13 protein-coding genes are annotated in these 19,368 nt (G+C 38.7%); 8 read left to right on the forward strand and 5 right to left on the reverse strand.

Annotation, left to right across the window (positions count from 1 at the left end):
- Positions 1-69: 69 nt before the first annotated feature.
- On the forward strand, positions 70-1,590 hold the full coding sequence (locus WC743_RS25325; RefSeq protein ID WP_373016344.1) for a PAS domain S-box protein: 1,521 nt from the start codon (positions 70-72) through the stop codon (positions 1,588-1,590).
- Positions 1,591-1,596: 6 nt separating this feature from the next.
- On the opposite strand, the gene WC743_RS25330 is transcribed toward WC743_RS25325, so the two are convergent.
- The 4 genes from WC743_RS25330 to WC743_RS25345 all read right to left on the reverse strand — a co-directional run bounded on the left by WC743_RS25330 (position 1,597) and on the right by WC743_RS25345 (position 5,241).
- On the reverse strand, positions 1,597-1,839 hold the full coding sequence (locus tag WC743_RS25330) for a hypothetical protein (RefSeq protein WP_373016345.1): 243 nt from the start codon (positions 1,837-1,839) through the stop codon (positions 1,597-1,599).
- An 81-nt stretch (positions 1,840-1,920) separates the two neighbouring features.
- Positions 1,921-2,928 (reverse strand): 2-hydroxyacid dehydrogenase, encoded by a 1,008-nt coding sequence (locus WC743_RS25335; protein ID WP_373016346.1) that lies wholly within the window; start codon positions 2,926-2,928, stop codon positions 1,921-1,923.
- A 79-nt stretch (positions 2,929-3,007) separates the two neighbouring features.
- Entirely contained in the window at positions 3,008-4,057 is a 1,050-nt protein-coding gene (locus tag WC743_RS25340; protein ID WP_373016347.1) for a response regulator, read from the reverse strand.
- Positions 4,054-5,241: a PAS domain S-box protein gene (locus WC743_RS25345; protein WP_373016348.1), complete on the reverse strand. Its 1,188-nt coding sequence runs from the start codon at positions 5,239-5,241 to the stop codon at positions 4,054-4,056. Before WC743_RS25345 ends, WC743_RS25340 begins: the two co-directional genes overlap by 4 nt.
- Before the next feature lie 237 nt (positions 5,242-5,478).
- On the opposite strand from WC743_RS25345, the gene WC743_RS25350 reads away from it, so the two are divergent.
- Positions 5,479-6,306 carry a hypothetical protein gene (locus WC743_RS25350; RefSeq protein ID WP_373016349.1) on the forward strand — a complete coding sequence of 276 codons (828 nt, stop codon included), beginning with the start codon at positions 5,479-5,481 and terminating at the stop codon, positions 6,304-6,306.
- 180 nt (positions 6,307-6,486) lie between these two features.
- Complete coding sequence (locus WC743_RS25355; protein ID WP_373016350.1) at positions 6,487-7,983, forward strand: L,D-transpeptidase family protein; 1,497 nt, start codon at positions 6,487-6,489, stop codon at positions 7,981-7,983.
- Between the two features lie 19 nt (positions 7,984-8,002).
- Here the strand turns inward: WC743_RS25355 and WC743_RS25360 are convergent, their stop codons facing one another.
- Positions 8,003-8,854 (reverse strand): universal stress protein, encoded by an 852-nt coding sequence (locus WC743_RS25360; protein WP_373016351.1) that lies wholly within the window; start codon positions 8,852-8,854, stop codon positions 8,003-8,005.
- Between the two features lie 150 nt (positions 8,855-9,004).
- On the opposite strand from WC743_RS25360, the gene WC743_RS25365 reads away from it, so the two are divergent.
- From WC743_RS25365 to WC743_RS25385, 5 genes are all read left to right on the forward strand, one after another.
- Complete coding sequence (locus WC743_RS25365) at positions 9,005-9,883, forward strand: universal stress protein (RefSeq protein WP_373016352.1); 879 nt, start codon at positions 9,005-9,007, stop codon at positions 9,881-9,883.
- 481 nt (positions 9,884-10,364) lie between these two features.
- On the forward strand, positions 10,365-13,478 hold the full coding sequence (locus WC743_RS25370) for a SusC/RagA family TonB-linked outer membrane protein (protein ID WP_373016353.1): 3,114 nt from the start codon (positions 10,365-10,367) through the stop codon (positions 13,476-13,478).
- 18 nt (positions 13,479-13,496) lie between these two features.
- Positions 13,497-15,041: a RagB/SusD family nutrient uptake outer membrane protein gene (locus tag WC743_RS25375; protein ID WP_373016354.1), complete on the forward strand. Its 1,545-nt coding sequence runs from the start codon at positions 13,497-13,499 to the stop codon at positions 15,039-15,041.
- A 413-nt stretch (positions 15,042-15,454) separates the two neighbouring features.
- Entirely contained in the window at positions 15,455-17,905 is a 2,451-nt protein-coding gene (locus WC743_RS25380) for a bifunctional YncE family protein/alkaline phosphatase family protein (RefSeq protein ID WP_373016355.1), read from the forward strand.
- A gap of 120 nt (positions 17,906-18,025) precedes the next feature.
- The gene (locus WC743_RS25385) at positions 18,026-19,366 is read left to right on the forward strand and encodes an alkaline phosphatase family protein (RefSeq protein WP_373016356.1); all 1,341 of its coding nucleotides are present in this window, start codon (positions 18,026-18,028) and stop codon (positions 19,364-19,366) included.
- Positions 19,367-19,368 lie beyond the last annotated feature (2 nt).

Below are 19,368 nucleotides of genomic sequence, written 5' to 3' on the forward strand. Positions count from 1 at the left end.
AAACTGCCGTTTAAAAATTAGTATCTTTCCCGGTAGAAGTGCTTATTATATGATGCCTGGCTTTAAATTATGGAAGATATCGAAACCTTAAAAGTACAACTTGCTACATCATTACAAAGACAAAAAGAACTTGAACATCAGTTAGCGCTTATACCGCAACAGATGGAGGAAAGTGCTGCCCGGTTAACAATGGCAATGGAATCTGTTCAAATGGGTACCTGGGACTACAAACCACAAATTGATGAACTGATATGGTCTAATCAATGCCGTAAAATTTATGGCATTTCGCCGGAGGAGAAAGTCACCTTTGATTTATTTATCAACAATATTCACGAGGAAGACAAAATATTTGTGATGCAGGAAATTGAGAAGGCCCTGCACTCTCCGGATAACGGGCTTTATGATGTAACCTTTCGCATACTTCGCTTTGATGACGGGGAACCCCGCTGGATTAGATCACAAGGGAAAGTTTATTTTAAAGAGCAGAAAGCAGAACATTTTATAGGTACAATAATAGATATAACAGATCATAAGCTTGCGCAGGAAAAGAGCGCCAGGCTTGTAGCGATCATTGAGACTTCAGATGATGCTATTATAAGTAAAACACTGGATGGTATTATTACCAGCTGGAATGAATCGGCTAAACGAACATTTGGTTATACAGAGGATGAAATAATAGGCCAGTCAATCCTTCGCTTAATTCCTCCAGATCGGCAGGATGAAGAGCCACATATACTTTCCCGGTTAAGAAGAGGTGAACGTGTAGAGCATTTTGAAACAAAACGGATGACCAAAGACGGACGTTTGCTTGATGTTTCTTTAACTATATCGCCGGTAATTAATACTGAAGGCAAAATTATAGGTTTATCAAAGATAGCGAGAGATATAACTGAAAGAAAGCAGGAGGAATTGCGAAAAAATGATTTTATAGCGATGGTAAGCCACGAATTGAAAACACCGCTTACTTCTATGAAATCTTATTTGCAGGTTCTGTTGGCTAAGGCTAAAAAAGAAGGGGATGAGTTTACTATTAATGCACTAACGAGGGCTGATGTACAGGCAAAGAAAATGACGGTAATGATACAGGATTTCCTGAGCCTTGCCCGGCTGGAAGAAGGAAAGATATCATTACATAAAGAAATATTTACTTTGCACCCGGTTATTGAAGAAACAGCCAGTGATGCGCAATATCTTTCTTCCAATCACAACATTGTATTACAGGATTGTGAGGATATAACGCTATATGCTGACCGGGACAAAATAGGCCAGATACTGATGAATTTACTAAGTAACGCTATTAAATATTCGCCCAAAGGGGGCACCATAATAATTGGTTGCGAGAAACAACCGGGAAAAGTAAAAATATATGTGCGTGATGAGGGGGTAGGTATTAGTGAAACAGATCAAAAACGATTGTTTGAGCGTTTTTATCGTTCTAAAAATGAAAAAATTAAAACAGTATCAGGCTTTGGTATTGGTTTATACCTTGTATCTGAGATTTTGCGCTACCATAATAGCCATATAGAGGTTGAAAGCGAAGAAGGGGTTGGCTCTGTATTTTATTTTAGTTTAAATACTGAAGCAAACTAAAACTTGCTATGATCCTTTAATGCCGGTAATTTCAAATTCTTCGTTAAATGAAAAATGTCTTCCATCATACTCCCAATCTAAAATTAACTTCCATTTACCTTCATGGCAGTTGGTAACAGGAACCTCTAGTGAATTATCATCGGCGCTAACAACTTTGATGCGATGATAGGTGCCTCTTGGGCTTGTTAATGGCATTAAGCATGCATGGCCATTAACAGGGTGGCTAAAATTAAAATGTAAACTTTTCATGGCATTAATTTTTATACCAAACACAATACAAATTTACTTAAGTACAATCTATTAGCAATGTTCAGCGGCTTTATATTTTTATTAAAGAACCGTTTGACAGTTTTTAGCACAGGCACAGGCTTTTCCTACACATTTATTCTGCTGCCAGAGGTCAAGATTTTTTATTGTTTGATTAGAAATTTCTTGTAAAGCCTCTTCTGTAAGGTAAGCCTGGTGCGGAGTAACCAATACGTTATCATATTGCATAAGCTCTGTAAGCAATATGTCTTTTACCGTGTCATTTTCATGATCTTCAAAAAACAGCCCTTTTTCAAATTCATATACATCAAGCCCCAGGTAACCTATTTTACCACTTTGCAGTGCTGCAGCAACATCCGTTGTTTTTAACAGGGCGCCTCTTGAAGTATTTATAAGCATTACCCCGTCTTTCATTGTATCCAGGGCATCTTTATCTATCAGGTGTTTTGTGGCGGGTGTTAGCGGTACATGCAATGATATAATATTTGATAAAGCATACAAATCTTCTAATGATACTTGTTTAATGATGGAGGTATCTGTAGGGAAATTAAGATCATAACCAATTACGTTACAGCCTAACCCGTGATAAATTGCAGCTGCAGCAAGCCCTGTGTTACCCAGGCCAATTAACCCAACAGTTTTACCCGAAAAATTAAACCCTATCAGTTCGTCATTTTTAAAATTAAAATGGTGGCTGTTCTTATCTGCTTTAATAAGTTTCCTGTTTAATGCGAACGCAAGCGCCACAGAATGTTCGGCAATGGCTTGCGGTGAGTAGTGAGGGACATTGGCTACTTTAATTTCGTATTGCCCCGCAGCTTCCCTGTCTATATGATCCGTTCCGGCAGACCGGGTAGCAATAAACCTAATTCCCAAATAAGCCAGGCGCTTTATCACCTCAGCAGAAACATCATCATTAGTAAAAACTATAACCGCATCTTTACCTTCGGCATAAATGCTTGTTTCTAAACTTAAAGGGTTTGATATAAGAGTTATATCATGCTTTTTTTGATTTGCTTTGGCCAGGAATTTCTTTTCAAATGGCTTTACACTATATACTACCGCTTTCATCCACTAATAATTTGAAACAAAATTATCGTAAAATATTAAGCTTAAAGTTGAGCCATATCAATCTTAAAAGTGATGTTAATCAGTTTTTCATCTTAGCAAGGCGTTTTACATCTAAAATTGTAATTAAACTGCCTTTCTTTTCTATGAGGGCTTCGTCCTTAAAATCTGTAAGGGTGCGGCTAACGGTTTCTGTAGCCATACCAGCCATTGCTGCCATATCTTCCCGGCTTACTTTAAAGCTTTCATTATCATTGCCTTGCCGGTACAATCGCAATAAAGCTTCTGCCATCCGTTTCCTTACTGAATGGTATGCAAGCTGAAGTAATTGTTCTTCTTTTTCGCGCACATCATTTGCCAGGATATTAATAAATTCCCTTGCCACTTCCGGGTATAAATTTATCAGTTCATCTAACTGCTCTTTAGGGATAACACATACGAGGGTATCTTCTAAAGCCGAGGCAGTATCTGAATATGGTTCATTAGATAACATTGCGTTTGCCCCAAGATAATCATCTGCCGAGTAGATGCCGGTCATTAATTCCCTGCCATCTTCGGCCAGTTTTACTGTCTTTACTTTGCCGCTAATTACAATATATAACCCGGTCCCTTTATCGCCATCATAATATATGACCTGGTTCTTTTTAAATTGACGGCTTTTTCTTTCAGATATGATTTTTTTTAATTCTGCCAGGCCACCCTTTTTTGATATCAGGTTATTTAATTTATCTAAAGAATTGCTATAAAAATTTTGTTGAAGATCCCTTTTCTTTAACCTGCTTTCAATAGCGCTTAAAAGATCAATGTCATCAAAGGGTTTGGTTAAATAATCATCAGCACCCATTTCCATCCCTTTGCGTAAATCAATACGTTCAGCTTTGGCAGTTAAAAATATAAAAGGTATCGCGGCAGTTTCGGGGTTTTTGGCGAGCATGTATAAAACACCGTAGCCGTCCAGGTCAGGCATCATAATATCACACAAAATAATATCGGGCTTGTGCTTAATTGCTAATTCAACCCCGGTTTTACCATTATTGGCCTGGTATACCTGAAAGCCTGCCAGTTCCAAAATTTCAACTACATTTTCCCTTATATCATTATTATCTTCAATAATTAGAATTTGTTTGCTCATGATGTAACAAATGAAAGTGTAAATAATGTGCCCTGGTTAACAATGCTCTTGAAATGAATTTTTCCTTTCATTAAACTGGTATAACGCGCTACAATGTTTAGTCCTAAGCCCGTTCCGGGGATATTTCCTGTGTTATGCGCCCGAAAAAATGGCTCGAACAAATGCTTTTGATCCGCATCCGGTATTCCTATACCGTTATCCTGAATGGTTATAATACAGGCAGAATCAGTAATTTCTGTAGTAAATTCAATGAAGGTGTTTTCGCCCGAATACTTTATGGCATTTGCTATTAGATTGATGATGCAGTTTTTAAGCAGATTTTGATCCAGGCTTATAGTACTGATCTTACCCGTATGCTGATAAATAATATTTTGGTTTTGTTTAGCCACCATCTGCAGTTCTTCCGTAATTTCTTCAGCTAACTTAACCAGATCAAATGGGGTAAAGCTGGGCTCAACTCTGCCGGCTTCAAGTTTTTCGAGCGATAAAAAGTCGTTAAGTATGGTAGTAAGATTACCAACCGCATTTTTTATTCTGGCCACATGCTTACTAATGTTTTCGCTTTTAAGTGGCTGGGCGTACTTATCAATTAATGATGCTGAAAGCTGTACAGCACTTAATGGCGTTCGGAACTCATGCGAAGCCATTGAAACAAACCGGCTTTTAAGTTGCCCCAGCTCTTTTTCTTTTTCAAGAGAAACACTCACTTCTTCCTTGGCCTTTTGCAATGCCTGAACGGTTTCTTTTAATGATATGGTACGCTCATCTATCAGTTCTTCTAAATGCGATGCATATTCTTTCAACTGGTCTTCGGCTTGTTTTTGTTTACTCAAATCATGTATAAAGCCTGTATAGATCACCCTGCCTGAATATTGAACTTCGCTTACACCAAGCCTGAACGGGAATACAGAACCATCTTTACGTAAACCCATTACTTCGCGGCCAATACCAATTATATGGGGGACTTTGGTATGCTGGTAACGCCTGAGATATTCATCATGTTGGGTACGATCAGGTGGGGGCATTAAGAAAGAAACATTTTTGCCTATAACTTCTTCAGGAGTATAATCAAATAGCTTACATGCAGCAGGATTTATAGTTTCAATTAATCCACGATCATCTATGGTGATAATTCCGTCAATTGCATTTTCAATAATAGCATTTAATAAAGCCGCATTTTTCATAGAACTAAATTACCCTTTAATGATCCTTATCACAAATATGAACAAAGGGCTTAATGCAATATATAATCAATTTCAAGATAAAAGATGATAAAGGTCACTTTTTATGTAATCAAATTTAATTATCTGGTGTTAACCTATAAGTAATGTATGATTTATCCCACATTGTTTTGTGACGATTATCATAGTTCCTGGAGCGTAGATTCATAAACTTTACAATAGTTTACTAAAGCCAATTCTATGAAAACCATCTTTGTAATAAATGACAATTCTGCCGAAGCAGAAAATGCATATAAACTGGCCTTGTTAATTGCACATAATACAGAAGCTGAAATATTGATAGCCAATGTTTATCAGCCCGATATTGTGCCTAAGAAAATTAGGTTAAAGGAGGTAAATGGAATATTGATAGGGCAGCATCATTTTGAGAACGATTATGGACAGGAAATGGCAGGCCCTAATTTACCAGGCGGCTTTATGCCGGTAATAAAGGAGATTGATTTTTATGGAGTTAAGGAAAGCTGCATGGCCGAAGAAATAAACAGACAAAACATTTGGCTAATTATAAAAGGAATGAATTTTGTTTTGCCAAATGATAATTCCACTATATTAAATATTAACTGCTTACTTAATAAAGTTATATGCCCGGTACTGCTGGTGCCCGTTAATTGGAAGGCAAAGCATATTGAAAGAATTGTTTACGTATCTGACCTGAGATATTGCCGGATTGAAATTATTAGGTATTTAGCCGAGTTAGGAAAGTTTTTTAATGCTGATATTTCAGTTACGCATCTCTCTGCAAAGGGTTTGCCTCATATGGATGAGGAGTATGCTTCAAGCGTTTTTAGAGGTGAAATATACAACAACGTACATTACGACCGCCTGTTTTTTAATAATACAAAGGAAAGAGATATTACAAAAGCCGTTGATGTAATGATTAATGGATTACATAATGATTTGTTAGCATTGGTTAACCATAGGTTTCATTTTGAAGAGATATTTGGCAGGTATATAAATGAAATTTTGCCTGATCACATCACCGTTCCCTTGTTAGTTTTTCCGTATTGATATTTCATAATGATCATATCATAATATAGTCTCTCTCAAATTTTACTAAAGGCGCCATTTCTCAAATGTGCGCCTTTTTTATGGTGTAATAAACCTGTTCATAATCAAGGTATAAGGTGATCTTGGTCATTATTTATTTGATTGACATTAAGGAATTTTGTACTAACAACTGATAGGGTTATGAGAAAGCAATTGGAACTGAAGAATGATTATAAACCGCTTAAAACAGCAAATACAATTTTGTTGACATGTATGTTCCTGGTAGTTTTAATGCTTGCAATAGTTACTGCTAAGGGAGCATCAAAACTACCCTCTCTTAACGGTAGTGAAACGGAACTTTCTGTAGAAATTAAAAGGCAATTAAACGAGGGTGCGCTGGCATTAAATTATCCGGGCTCAACTAAAAGTTTTTATGCTCAAAGAATGTTTGAGCCAAATTGGGTTTTAAGTAATGATGATGGTAAACAAACATGGGCAGCTATGCTTATGATTGATTGCGTAAAACAATTTGGACTTATCCACAATGATTATCATCCACAAGAGCTGCTTTATGACAGGCTGCATAATATTTTGGAACGGCCCAATACAGTAAGCATACCTCAACAAGCACGGTTTGATATTATGTTAACAGATGCTATGTTAACATTTATTAACCATTTGCATTACGGGAAGTTCAACCCGGAGTATCCGGCTTTAAAAATTGATGAGGGTAAAATTGATGATGGTAAGTTAATAGATTTTAAAGCCACAGATCTGCTTGCAAAAGCTACAGCCGATAAAGATTTTATGCAGGTTATTATCAGCGCTCAACCGCAAGATGCAACCTACCAAAAGCTGCAAAACTATATGCATCTTGTAGCCGGTATATATATTGATGATTGTTATGAATTTCCGGAAGCGAATATTCGTAAAATGGCTATTAATATGGAGCGCTTAAGGTGGGCGGCAATTGATAGCAGCAATTGTATACAAATCAACATCCCTTCTTATTTATTAAAATTCTATCATGCGGGTGTTATAGATACTTTTAAAGTGATTGTAGGAAAAGCGCAAAGCCCTACACCCACCCTGCAAAGCGCTATCCGATATTTTACAACTGCACCTGAATGGAGAGTGCCGGCTAAGATATTTACCGATGAGTTGCTTCCTAAAGCCATTGAGGATAGTAACTATTTAGCAAAAAACCATTACTCGATCTATGATGATCAAGAATTGTTAATACATCCCGATAAATCATCCCTGATAAAAATTAAAGAAGACCCAGGCAAATACTATGTCCGGCAATCAGCCGGGGGCGACAATGCTTTGGGGTTAATTGTTTTTCGGTTTCCAAATGTTTACGATGTATATCTGCATGATACACCCTATAAAAACCTATTTAATAACGATGAGAGAGCACTTAGCCATGGCTGCATCCGTGTAGAACATGCTGAATTGTTAGCCTCTAAATTATTAGTTAATGATGGTACTGCAAACAAGGTCCGTGCTATGCAGGGATCAATTCACGCCACTCAAACTAAAACATTTAACCTTAAAAAAGCGGTACCTGTTAAAATTACATATCTCACTTGCGAAATGAAAGAAGGCGAGCTGGTTATTTATAAAGATATATACAATTTAGATAAAGACCTGGAGATGGCCATATACGGGGTTATCCAGCCAATAAGCATGAAATAATTTGCCAGGCTTTTACAAATCATACCTCAGGGAAAATAAGTAAAGGTAGTTTTTGCGAATCTATCATGGTCTTACAATGGCTGTTAAAAAATATATTCCAAAGCAACGAGTGCTTTTTATAAACCATTGCCATTAAACCGGCATCAGTATCATCATTAAATTGTTCTAATTCAGCTATTATATTTTCACCTCTTAAATTGTGATAGGATACATTCTTTAAGTTTAAAAAATCCAGTCCCGCCATAAATGCTGGTGTATGATCTTCTTTCTTAAAATCAGCTATCAGCACTGGTTTTGATACATGAACTACTTTTATGTGAGAGTTTAAGGTTTTTAGAAGCTGAACTAGCTTTTCAATGGATTTTAAGTCGGCCATTTCCAGATCCGTAGAAAAAGTGATTTTATTTAATTTCAGGGAATTGATATTGTTTGGTATAATTAATACCGGGCAGTCGGCCTTTTGTATAACTGCCTTTATATCCGAGCCAAATAAAAAATCGAGATCGGGCTTATTGCGTCCGCCCATAACAATAAGGTCGATATCTTTATTTTTCACAACTTGCTTAATATTCTGGGCCAGGTCACCTTCTGTTAAAATGCTTTTAACAGAGAGTTGATTTGACTTGTTGTTTAGAATAGTAAGCAACCTTATTTTCTCACTTGCAAGATCATCTTTAAACTCTTTTTGCAAAGTAGTCATATTTTCTTCGGGCCAAATTCCTGCTTCATAAGCAGGGATAATAGGAGTTGGAGTAAAGTAGGAGTTTAAAAGAAGCAAATTAGCATCTAATTTGATAGCAACATCCAATGCAATATTTGCAGCATTCCTTGCATTATCAGAAAAATCAGTGAGTACTAAGATGGTTTTCATAAAAATGCATTTTAATGTTTTTGTATAGTAAAAATGCCTTGAAATTCAATCAAAAAGAATGATATAAATCATTTTTATTCTTTTTCAATTGTGATCTTCATCATTCTATTTAAGCCTTGTTATTCTAAAATTTGGGTATAAATTTCATCCATGAAATCATTACTAATCCCAACTGATTTTTCGCCGGCGGCAGATAATGCTGCCCGTTACGCAATTCATCTTGCAAAAAAACTTAAGGCAGAAATTATACTTTGTACAGCAATTAAAGTGCCAGCAGAATCTGTAGTGGGTGCTCAGGCGGCATGGCCATTAGAAGATTATGATTCACTAAAAAAAAATGCGGAGACAGAGTTGGAATATTTAGTTAAGAAACTATCGCAGGAAGAACAAGCAATGGATGACCAGAATTCCTTTCATCCCAAATTTAGCTATACCAGCGGTGTTGGAGAAGTGGCCGACTATGTTAGGAATTTGGCAAACGAGAATAAAACCAATATGGTTATAATAGGGATGTCAGGAGCAGGGTCATTCAGTAGGTTCTTTTTAGGGAGCAACAGTAAAAAAATGATTGAAAAATTTGATTTCCCATTACTTGTTATACCTGCAAACGCGGATTGTAAAGGGATAAAAAAGATTTCATTTGCCACAGATCTAAGCAGCCAGGATATAGAAATTCTAACATCACTTGCTTGCTTTGCACGCCCATTTAATGCTGAAATTTTAATAACTTATGTAATACAGGATAATAACATTCATACAGAGCAGAAAAGAATAGATAATTTTTTAAGCGATGTTACCTGTAAAGTTGATTATCCTAATATTTATTACCGCAGCATTCAAAGTTCCAATGTTAATGAAGGGGTAAATTGGCTTACAGAAAATGGGCATATTGATATTATGGCTATGGTTCATCGTCAGGAACCCTTTTTTACTAAGCTGTTTAAAATTAGCAATGCACCGCAATTGGCAAAAAGTATCCGTGTGCCATTGTTGATTTTTCCTGAAAACTTTAAGCGGGTTCTTATCTGATAATTTGCAGTTAAATTAACCCGCCTGGCATAACCATTTTTACTTAAGTGTATAGAATAATAAATTAATATCTGATAAACTTATCTGGTTTTTAATCAAACCGGCGGTATTATACGGCCTACCATTCCCCACCAAAGACAGTTTTATTTTACCTGGCTGATATGCTGTGCGTTAAATAATTTTGAATGTTACCAAATTTGTTTTCATTAACATAAATGGAAACCCTGGCTTAACATAAAGGCAAGATCTTTCAAAAGATGTTGTTCTTATAATAACATTTCGTTGAAATACTGTTTACATATCCCGTGTATCATTGCAAAAAATTTAATAGGTAATGATAAGTATTTAAAAGATAGCAAATAATGCACTTAATCCCCTAAGCATTTTTTGAAAAATCTCTCCCTCAAACTCCCATTAAATATACTTTTTAAATAGGCTCAACTAAATGAGCTGATTATTTATTTTTTTTAAACTAAGCTTTATGCAAGAAAAATTTTACTATGCTATTTTCAGGAAAAGGCATTTTTTTTTACTTTTTGTTATGCTTTGCAGCACCTTGGTGTTTGGCCAGCAAACAAAAACAATTAAAGGAAAAGTATTTGATGAACGTAATGAAACCCTGCCTGGTGTAACAGTATCAATTAAAGGTACACAAACAGGCATTGCAACAAATACTAACGGCGAATTTGCAATTAATGCCTCTTCAGTTTCGGTTTTGGTTTTCAAACTTATAGGTTTTGAAACTGTAGAAGTTACAGTTGGCGATAAGCAAACCATAAACATTAGCTTAAAACCAACAGCAACCGATTTAAAGGAAGTAACAGTTAGTTACGGTAAGCAACGCAGCCGCGAGGTTACCGATGCCATTTCACAGGTTAACGCATCGGCTTTAAGCGATATGCCGGTTATGCAATTTGGCCAGCAGTTACAAGGCAAAGTTGCGGGTGTTGATATAGCCGCTACCAGCGGCCAGCCAGGCCGGGGTATTTCATTCCGGATTCGTGGCGCGGCATCAATCAGTACCGATTACCAGCCATTGTTTGTAATAGACGGCTTGCCAATAACAGGGAGCATCAATAACATCAACCCTGATGAAATTGAAACATTTACCATTCTTAAGGATGCCTCCGCTACTTCATTATATGGCTCACGTGCGGCTAATGGCGTTATTTTGATCACTACGAAACATGCTAAACCAGGTGATGCATTAATTGAATTTAGCAGCAATTATGGTTTGCAGAAAATTCCGAGTGGGAGTGTGCCAAAGGTGATGAACGGAACGCAGTGGGCGCAGTTTATGCAGGAGCATTATGACGACGCTTTAAAATACGAACCAAGTTTTAACCCCGCCAGTTATCCGGATGCTTATAAAGGTGATGTTTCGCGCTATGGCGAAGGCACTAATTGGTTTAAGCTGTTAACCCGTACGGCCCCTATACAAAGCCATAGTTTAAGTATCCGGTCTGCCGGCGAAAAATCGTCAACAGCTGTAATACTTGGGTATGAGGCACAAGAAGGTGTGGTAATCAATACAGGCACCAAGCTTTTATCGCTGCGCATAAACCATGATATGTCTATTGGCAGTGCAAGAAAACTTAAAATAGGGTTTAATTTAGCACCCAGCTACAGAATGGATCATAATAACAGGCTAACCTCAGATGGTGCGGGCGGTTTTTATGAAAGAATTTTTGAGGCAAGCCCTATTGTTAACCCGTATCAGCCGGATGGCAGTTATACTGTTGGTGCATACTCCCCGGGTATGGTTGCATATGTTAACCCGCTTGCTTTACTTAAGGAAACTAAAGACGATTACCTTACAACCCGTATACTGGCAAATGGCTATATCAATTATGAATTTTTACCCGGCCTAAGTTTAAAAACCAATGTTGGTGTTGATAAAGGTGCCGAAACACGTAACCAGTTCTCGCCCCAGGCAGCTTTAAATTCAGCTTTCCCATATACGGTTCTGTCTACCGGTTTAAGCAGTTCTGTTGATAATTTCTCTTACACAGCAGAAAGCAATCTTCAGTATGAAAAAACATTCGCGACAGATCATCATTTTGAAGCGTTAGTGGGTTATTCTGCTCAAAAATTTGAATCGGTAAGTAATTCAATAAGCGGTACAGGTTTCCCAAGTGATGATATTCCGTATTTGAGTGCGGCAACATCTATAACTGCAGGCAGCAGCGCCACCACACAATACTCAATGCTATCAGCTATTGGCCGTTTAAATTATAACTATAAAGGAAAATACCTGGTACAAGGTGCGTTACGCCGTGATGGTTCATCAAGGTTTGGTACCGATAATAAGTATGGTTATTTCCCATCAGTATCTGCAGGATGGATCATCAGCGATGAATCATTCATGGAGAATTTAAAGGTTATAGATCTTTTAAAGATCCGTGCCAGTTATGGTGTAACAGGTAATAACAACTTTGGGAACTTTACGGCTATTCCATCATTAGGTAAATATAATTACTTAGTGAACGGGACCCTGGTACAAGGCCAAACTATCGGCACATTAGGCAACTCTGAACTTGCCTGGGAAAGAAACAAACAATTTGATATAGGCCTGGAGTTAAATTTACTTAATAACCGTATCTCCATTAATTATGATTATTACCACAAGATGTCAGATGGTTTAATACAGCCAAGGCCAATACCACGGGCATCCGGCTTTACAACCATCAACTTTAATATTGGCCAGTTTGAATTCTGGGGCCATGAAATTACTTTGAATACTGTAAATACAACCGGGAAGTTGAAATGGAATACCAATTTTAATATTTCATTTGCAAGAAACCTTATCAAAAACCTGGTTTCTCCGGGATACCTCCGCAGAAACAATACGGTTACGTCTGATTACTATCGCCACCAGGTTGGGCATCACTTAGGTGAGTTTTATGGATTTGTAAACTTAGGTTTATATAAAGACGCTGCAGACCTGGCCAGCTCAGCTAAATATCAAAGCACCGGGTTAACTGACAATGGCTTATCAGATGTTGGCACGCTTAAAATGAAGGACTTGAACGGAGATGGTGTTATTGATGATGTGAACGACCGTACATTTATTGGAGACCCTACACCAGACTTTACTTTTGGTTTAACAAACACCTTCAACTACAAAAACTTTGATCTGAGCATTACAATGGCCGGCCAGGTTGGTGGAGATATTTTAGGTGCTACCAAATGGGCGTATTTAACCAATATGGATGGTTCAAGGGTTCCGCTTGCTGCTGCGTTAGATCATTGGAGATCGCCGGAAAACCCGGGTTCAGGGGTTTATCCAAGAACGAAAACCGGAACAACAGGCATTGGCCGTTCTGTAAATACCCAGTGGATTGAAGACGGTTCCTATTTAACAGCAAAGAATATTGCTTTAGGTTACAATATTAAATTAAAAAACAATTTACTGTTGAAGAATTTAAGAGTGTATGCATCTGTACAGCAAGCTTTTATCATAACCGGATATTCGGGCGCAAATCCTGAAATAGGCATTACAGGTTCTGATGCACTATCAGGAATTGGTGTTGATGAAAATGCCTACCCAATACCCAGAACATTCTCTATTGGCCTAACAACAACTTTCAAATAATCTTCAATATTACAATACATGAAAAAGCGATATATATTAATTGCGTTATTAGCTTTTGCAGTATCATCCTGCAAAAAGGACTTTATTAACCTAACCCCCGAAGATTCACTTTCACCTGATGATTTTTTTCAAACGGATGCACAAATAAAACAGGGTGTAGCTGCCGCTTATGTTCCATTACGCGATCTGTTGGTGAATGATTATTTTACTTCAGAGATGCGGTCAGATAATACACATTACCAGCCTGCTCCAACAGACAGGGGTACTGCTGTTGTTTACAGAGAGAACGTATCAGATTGGGTTAACACTTCTGGTAATGACTATGTTAACGCGGTATATTACCATTGCTACACGGGTATTTCCAGGGCTAATATCATTATTGGGCGATTGCCAAAAGCGGCAAAAGCAACCGCTGCTGTAATAGCCAATGTTGATGGGCAAGCCAAATTTTTACGCGCCTGGAACTACTTTAAACTTGTGCGTTTATTTGGTGGCGTGCCTTTATACTTAAAAGAGGTAACTAAAGCAGAGGATGCCTTTTTACCACGCGCAACTGCTGATCAGGTGTATGCCCAGATTGTTGCTGATGCAAGTGACGCCATCAAAGAACTGCTGCCGCCGGCCAAGTTCCCGCAAAGCGGCGAGGCCACAAAAGGATCGGCAACTATGCTGCTGGCCGATGTATATGTGGCGCAAAAGAAGTATGCAGAAGCTGAAGCCTTGTTACTTACACTGCCGGCCATGAATTATGCGCTTAACGCGAATTATGCCGATGCATTTTCAACAACAAATAAAAACAGTAAAGAATCGCTTTTTGAGGTGCAATATCTGGAAGGTACAGCAGTAGGTACACAGCCAAGTAACTTTATTTACCTGTTCTTACCCAGAACCACATCTACCGCGCTTATTACCACCGTTGCAACCGGCACTACCGGTATTGGCGGCTGGAACACACCTACACAGGACCTGATTAGCTCTTATGAGACTGGCGACAAGCGTTTAGATGCATCTATTGGTGTTGCTGAGGGTACTTATAATTCCAGCTATTATTTAACTATTAGCGCTAATAAGAGTATTGTGAATTATACGCCGGCCGCGGGTAAAGTGGGCGTGCCATATGCTAAGAAATATCTGCACCCACCATACGTAGCCGCAAATAACACTAATGATAACTGGCCTATATACCGCTATTCAGAGGCGCTTTTATTACTGGCCGAAGCACAGAATGAACAAGGCAAATCCGGAACTGCTTTAACCAGCCTGAATTTGGTGCGTGCAAGAGCGGGTTTGGCTGCCATTACAGAAACAAACCAGGCAGCGTTAAGGGCTATCATTTTACATGAAAGAAGAGTAGAACTGGCATTTGAAAATAAAAGGTTTCATGACCTGCAGCGCAGTGCTGATGGCCTGGCAATTATGACCGCGTATGCAGCAAAGGCTAAAACTATTTACAGCTTTTTGCCAGCAAATGCTTTTAATATTACCATCCAAAAATTCCTGTTCCCTATTCCTCAACCAGAAATAGGCATTAACCCCGATCTAACACAAAACCCGGGATACTAATAACCTTAAGGTTAAAATTAAAAAACGGCACATTGCGTAATATGTTTAAACGTATTACGCAATGTGTATTTATAAGGGATTATTAAAAATTCATGGTGATTTCATGAGTAAAGTAATAAATAAAGACCTGGTACAGCAATGTCACAAAAATAATATGATTGCTATCCCGTGGATGATGAACACTAAAGAATAAATGGAAATCCTTAATAATCTGGGTGTTGACGAGATAATTTTAGATTATCCCGGCCTGTTTTAACCAGTATTGATAATTTCCTTAATCTTCGGCTAACAAAGGCTTAATGTTAATGGGCTTACTTTACAAGCAGTTGTTAGAATTACATCTGAAGAAACATTTTCGTATTCGTTAACAATGATATACCCCGGCATCAATTCTAAATTCTTATTTCATACTTATGCTACCTGATAAATTTCCATCAATCAAAAAGGCGTTGCCTGTTATCCTTCTCATTGGTTTTTGTTTTTCGGCCATGGCTCAAACGCCGGGTAAGATCAAACAAACAGGACAAGTTTTGTTACCAAATGGCTGGAAACTAAGCCCTGCCGGGCGATCATTACCTACCGGAGACCTTCCTTTAAACATGCAGTTAAGTACAAGCGGCCATTTACTGGCTGTTACCAACAACGGGCAAAGTACACAATCGGTACAACTGATTGATCCGCAAACAGAGAAGGTTCTTGATACAAAGGAATTAGGCAAATCATGGTATGGTTTGGTATTTAGTCATAACGAAAAAGAGCTATTTGTATCTGGTGGATATGATAACTGGATCTTAGATTTTCACTTGCAGGACAATAAACTGGGTAAGGCAGATACCATCAGATTAGGTAACCCATGGCCAAAAAGCATCATATGCCCAACAGGGCTTGCCGTTAATAAAAACAATACCCGCCTTTATGCGGTAACAAAAAATGATAGCAGTTTATATGTTATAGATCAGGCTACGCACGCCATTTTAAAGAAGGTAAAATTACCGGGCATAGCTTATAGCTGTATTTTAATGCCGGGCGAAAAAAGCATGTATATCTCTTTATGGGGCGATGCAAAGGTGGCAGTTTACAACACCGTATCAGAAAATATAGAAACTACAATAAGCACCGGCGACCATCCTAACGAACTGCTTTCAAATAAAAAGGGGACTTGCCTTTTTGTAGCCAACGCCAATGATAACACGGTTTCTGTTATCAATACTAAAACCAATACGGTTATCGAAACAATTTCAACAGTACTTTATCCTACTAAATTAGCTGGTTCAACCACAAACGGGCTGGCACTGTCTGCTGATGAAAGCAGGTTATATATAGCAAATGCTGATAATAATTGCTTAGCTGTATTTGATGTTACCAAGCCGGGGAGCAGCCAAAGTATGGGTTTTATACCAGTGGGCTGGTACCCTACAAACGTAAAAATGCTGGGAAATAAAATAATAGTTGCCAATGGTAAAGGTTTAACATCTAAAGCAAATCCGTTAGGCCCTCAACCTTTTTTAAAAAATAATAACATAGGGGAGCATGTGGGCCTTACTGCTAATAGCAAAATACAATATATAGGTGGTTTATTTAAAGGCTCCATATCGTTTATTGACAGCCCTAAGCCCGAGCAATTAAAGGTTTTTACTAAACAGGTATACGCTAACACACCGTTTAATGAAAAAAGAACCATACAGGCAGATGGTGAGGCGGGTAACCCAATCCCCCGTAAAGCCGGCGAAAAATCGCCTATAAAGCATGTTTTTTATATCATTAAAGAAAACCGCACTTATGATCAGGTATTGGGTGACGTGCCTGAAGGCAACGGAGATACTTCATTATGTATTTTCGGTAAAGACATTACTCCAAATCAGCATGCCATAGCCAAGCAATTTGTGTTGCTTGATAATTTTTATGTGGATGCCGAAGTTAGCGAAGACGGGCATAACTGGAGCATGGCCGCATATGCTACTGATATTATAGAAAAAACATGGCAAACTAATTATAGTGCGCGCGGCCCGGCATACAATGGCCCTGCTGCTGGTACGCGTGATGGTTATATATGGGATTACTGCAAACGTGCGGGGGTAACTTATAGAAGCTATGGTGAGTTTGGTTCTTATAATAAAGCTTCAATTAAATCATTAGAAGGCCATATGGGCCCTCATTCACCCGGGTTTAACATGAATATTAAAGATCAGGTTCGTGCCGATGCATGGCAGCATGATTTTGATTCGTTAATGACCATTAATGCTGTTCCCCAATTTAACACCCTGCGAATTTCTGCCGACCATACCAGCGGCCAAAAGAAAGGTAGTTATACACCTATTGCTTCGGTTGCTGATAATGATTTGGCAGTTGGCCGCATTTTAGAACATTTAGCGCAAAGCCCAATCTGGAAGGAGTCTGTTGTGTTTATCCTTGAAGATGATGCCCAGGCGGGGCCTGATCATGTTGACGCACATCGTTCTCCGGCTTATGTTGCCGGTCCGTTCGTGAAGCGTAATGCTGTTATTCATAGCATGTATTCTACATCAGGTATGCTGCGCACCATAGAGTTAATTTTAGGGCTGCCGCCCATGAGCCAGTATGATGCTGCTGCCTTGCCTATGTATGAGTGCTTTACCAGTAAGCCAGACTTTACGCCATATAAGTTGATACCATCATTGGTAGATATTGATTTGCGCAATGTAGCGGTAAATGAAAGCAGTAAACGATCAGAGTCGTTTAATTTGGCGAATGAAGATAAAGTTCCCGATAGGGATATGAACGAGGTGATCTGGAAATCTATAAAAGGTGAAAAATCTATAATGCCCGCCCCTAAGCGGAGCGCGTTCGTAATCCTTGAAAAGAAAAAGAAAGATGACGACGATTAAGGTTACTGATCCGGTACGTAGTTTTTACTTCCCTGGGATGAAGGTTAAAGCAAGGTGGTATCAGTAATAAAGTTAAATGCCATTAATATTCAAAATTGCAATGCCGTCACTAAAATAGAAATGAAATTATATCTTAAAATAACAGCCCTTTTACTCGTTAGCAGCTTTACTGCTTTTGCACAGAAACCAAAATATGTTGTGATGATCAGCATAGATGGTTTCCGCCCCGAATTTTACAAAGACCCCTCATGGAATGCTATTAATCTGCAGGAAATTGCCGCCAATGGAATTTATGCGGATGGCGTTCGCGGTGATTTCCCTACCGTTACCTATCCTTCACATACCACTATCATAACAGGAAAATTTCCGGCTAAACACGGGGTGTATTACAACACACCTTTTGAAACCAAACAGCAGGTAGGTGAACTGGGCTATACAGATTCCCGCAGGATTAAAACAGAAACCCTTTGGGATGCCGCGCACAAAAAGGGATTAAAGACGGCTTCGGTACTTTGGCCTGTTTCTGTAAACGCACCGGTTGATTATAATATGCCCGATGCGGCACGCGATACCAAGCTTACCGATCCGCTGGCGCCTTTTCGTAAATATTCCATGCCTGCGGGTTTGTTTGAAGAAATGGAAAAGAATGCTACCGGCAAGCTATATAATCAGGATTTGGATGGGCACCTGAGCACGGATGAGAACCTCACCCGGATGGCTTCTTATTTGATAGAAACCTATAAGCCAAACCTCACTACCATCCACCTGGTATGTGTAGATCATTACGCGCATGCTGAGGGCAGGATGGGTGTTGATGTGAAAAAAGCGGTAGCAAATATCGACCGGAACATTGGGCGGATAATTGAAGCTACCGAACGGGCGGGTATTAAAGATAGTACTGCTTTTTTAATTGTTGGCGATCATGGCTTTGTAGATATAAATGCGCAAATGGCACCAAATGTACAGCTGGCTAAAGCTGGCCTTGTAGGCAAAACATTACAGGAAGGGGAGTGGAAAGCACAGTTCTTTCAGCAGGGCGGCTCTACATTTTTATACCTGAAGGATAAAAACGACCAAAAAACATTGAAACAGGTAGAGGCTATTTTAAATGATCTGCCATCGGCACAAAAGAAACTATTTCGGATAATAAATCGTAAAGAGTTGGATAAAACCGGTGCCGACCCGCGGGTTATGTTGGCATTGGCCGCTATACCGGGTGTATCATTCAGTAATGCTACCGACGGGGAAATTGTACGGGCAGGCAATGGTGGTACTCATGGGCACTATCCTGATTTTTCGGAGATACAAACCGGTTTTATGGCTTTTGGAGCGGGTTTAAGTAAAAAGAAAATAATTCATGAAATGGGTTTGGAAGATATTGCCCCGATAGTAGCCAGCTTGTTAGACCTGCAATTAAAAGATTTAGATGGTATACTTTACCCGGGCCTGGTAATAAAATAGCA

The organism is Mucilaginibacter sp. (assembly GCF_041660805.1).
Classification (GTDB): domain Bacteria; phylum Bacteroidota; class Bacteroidia; order Sphingobacteriales; family Sphingobacteriaceae; genus Mucilaginibacter.

Bases quoted from the DNA above. Each gene is read 5' to 3' on its own strand.
- WC743_RS25325 (WP_373016344.1), top strand. From the start codon at position 70: ATGGAAGATATCGAAACCTTAAAAGTACAACTTGCTACATCATTACAA.
- WC743_RS25330 (WP_373016345.1), bottom strand. From the start codon at position 1,839: ATGAAAAGTTTACATTTTAATTTTAGCCACCCTGTTAATGGCCATGCA.
- WC743_RS25335 (WP_373016346.1), bottom strand. From the start codon at position 2,928: ATGAAAGCGGTAGTATATAGTGTAAAGCCATTTGAAAAGAAATTCCTG.
- WC743_RS25340 (WP_373016347.1), bottom strand. From the start codon at position 4,057: ATGAGCAAACAAATTCTAATTATTGAAGATAATAATGATATAAGGGAA.
- WC743_RS25345 (WP_373016348.1), bottom strand. From the start codon at position 5,241: ATGAAAAATGCGGCTTTATTAAATGCTATTATTGAAAATGCAATTGAC.
- WC743_RS25350 (WP_373016349.1), top strand. From the start codon at position 5,479: ATGAAAACCATCTTTGTAATAAATGACAATTCTGCCGAAGCAGAAAAT.
- WC743_RS25355 (WP_373016350.1), top strand. From the start codon at position 6,487: ATGAGAAAGCAATTGGAACTGAAGAATGATTATAAACCGCTTAAAACA.
- WC743_RS25360 (WP_373016351.1), bottom strand. From the start codon at position 8,854: ATGAAAACCATCTTAGTACTCACTGATTTTTCTGATAATGCAAGGAAT.
- WC743_RS25365 (WP_373016352.1), top strand. From the start codon at position 9,005: ATGAAATCATTACTAATCCCAACTGATTTTTCGCCGGCGGCAGATAAT.
- WC743_RS25370 (WP_373016353.1), top strand. From the start codon at position 10,365: ATGCAAGAAAAATTTTACTATGCTATTTTCAGGAAAAGGCATTTTTTT.
- WC743_RS25375 (WP_373016354.1), top strand. From the start codon at position 13,497: ATGAAAAAGCGATATATATTAATTGCGTTATTAGCTTTTGCAGTATCA.
- WC743_RS25380 (WP_373016355.1), top strand. From the start codon at position 15,455: ATGCTACCTGATAAATTTCCATCAATCAAAAAGGCGTTGCCTGTTATC.
- WC743_RS25385 (WP_373016356.1), top strand. From the start codon at position 18,026: ATGAAATTATATCTTAAAATAACAGCCCTTTTACTCGTTAGCAGCTTT.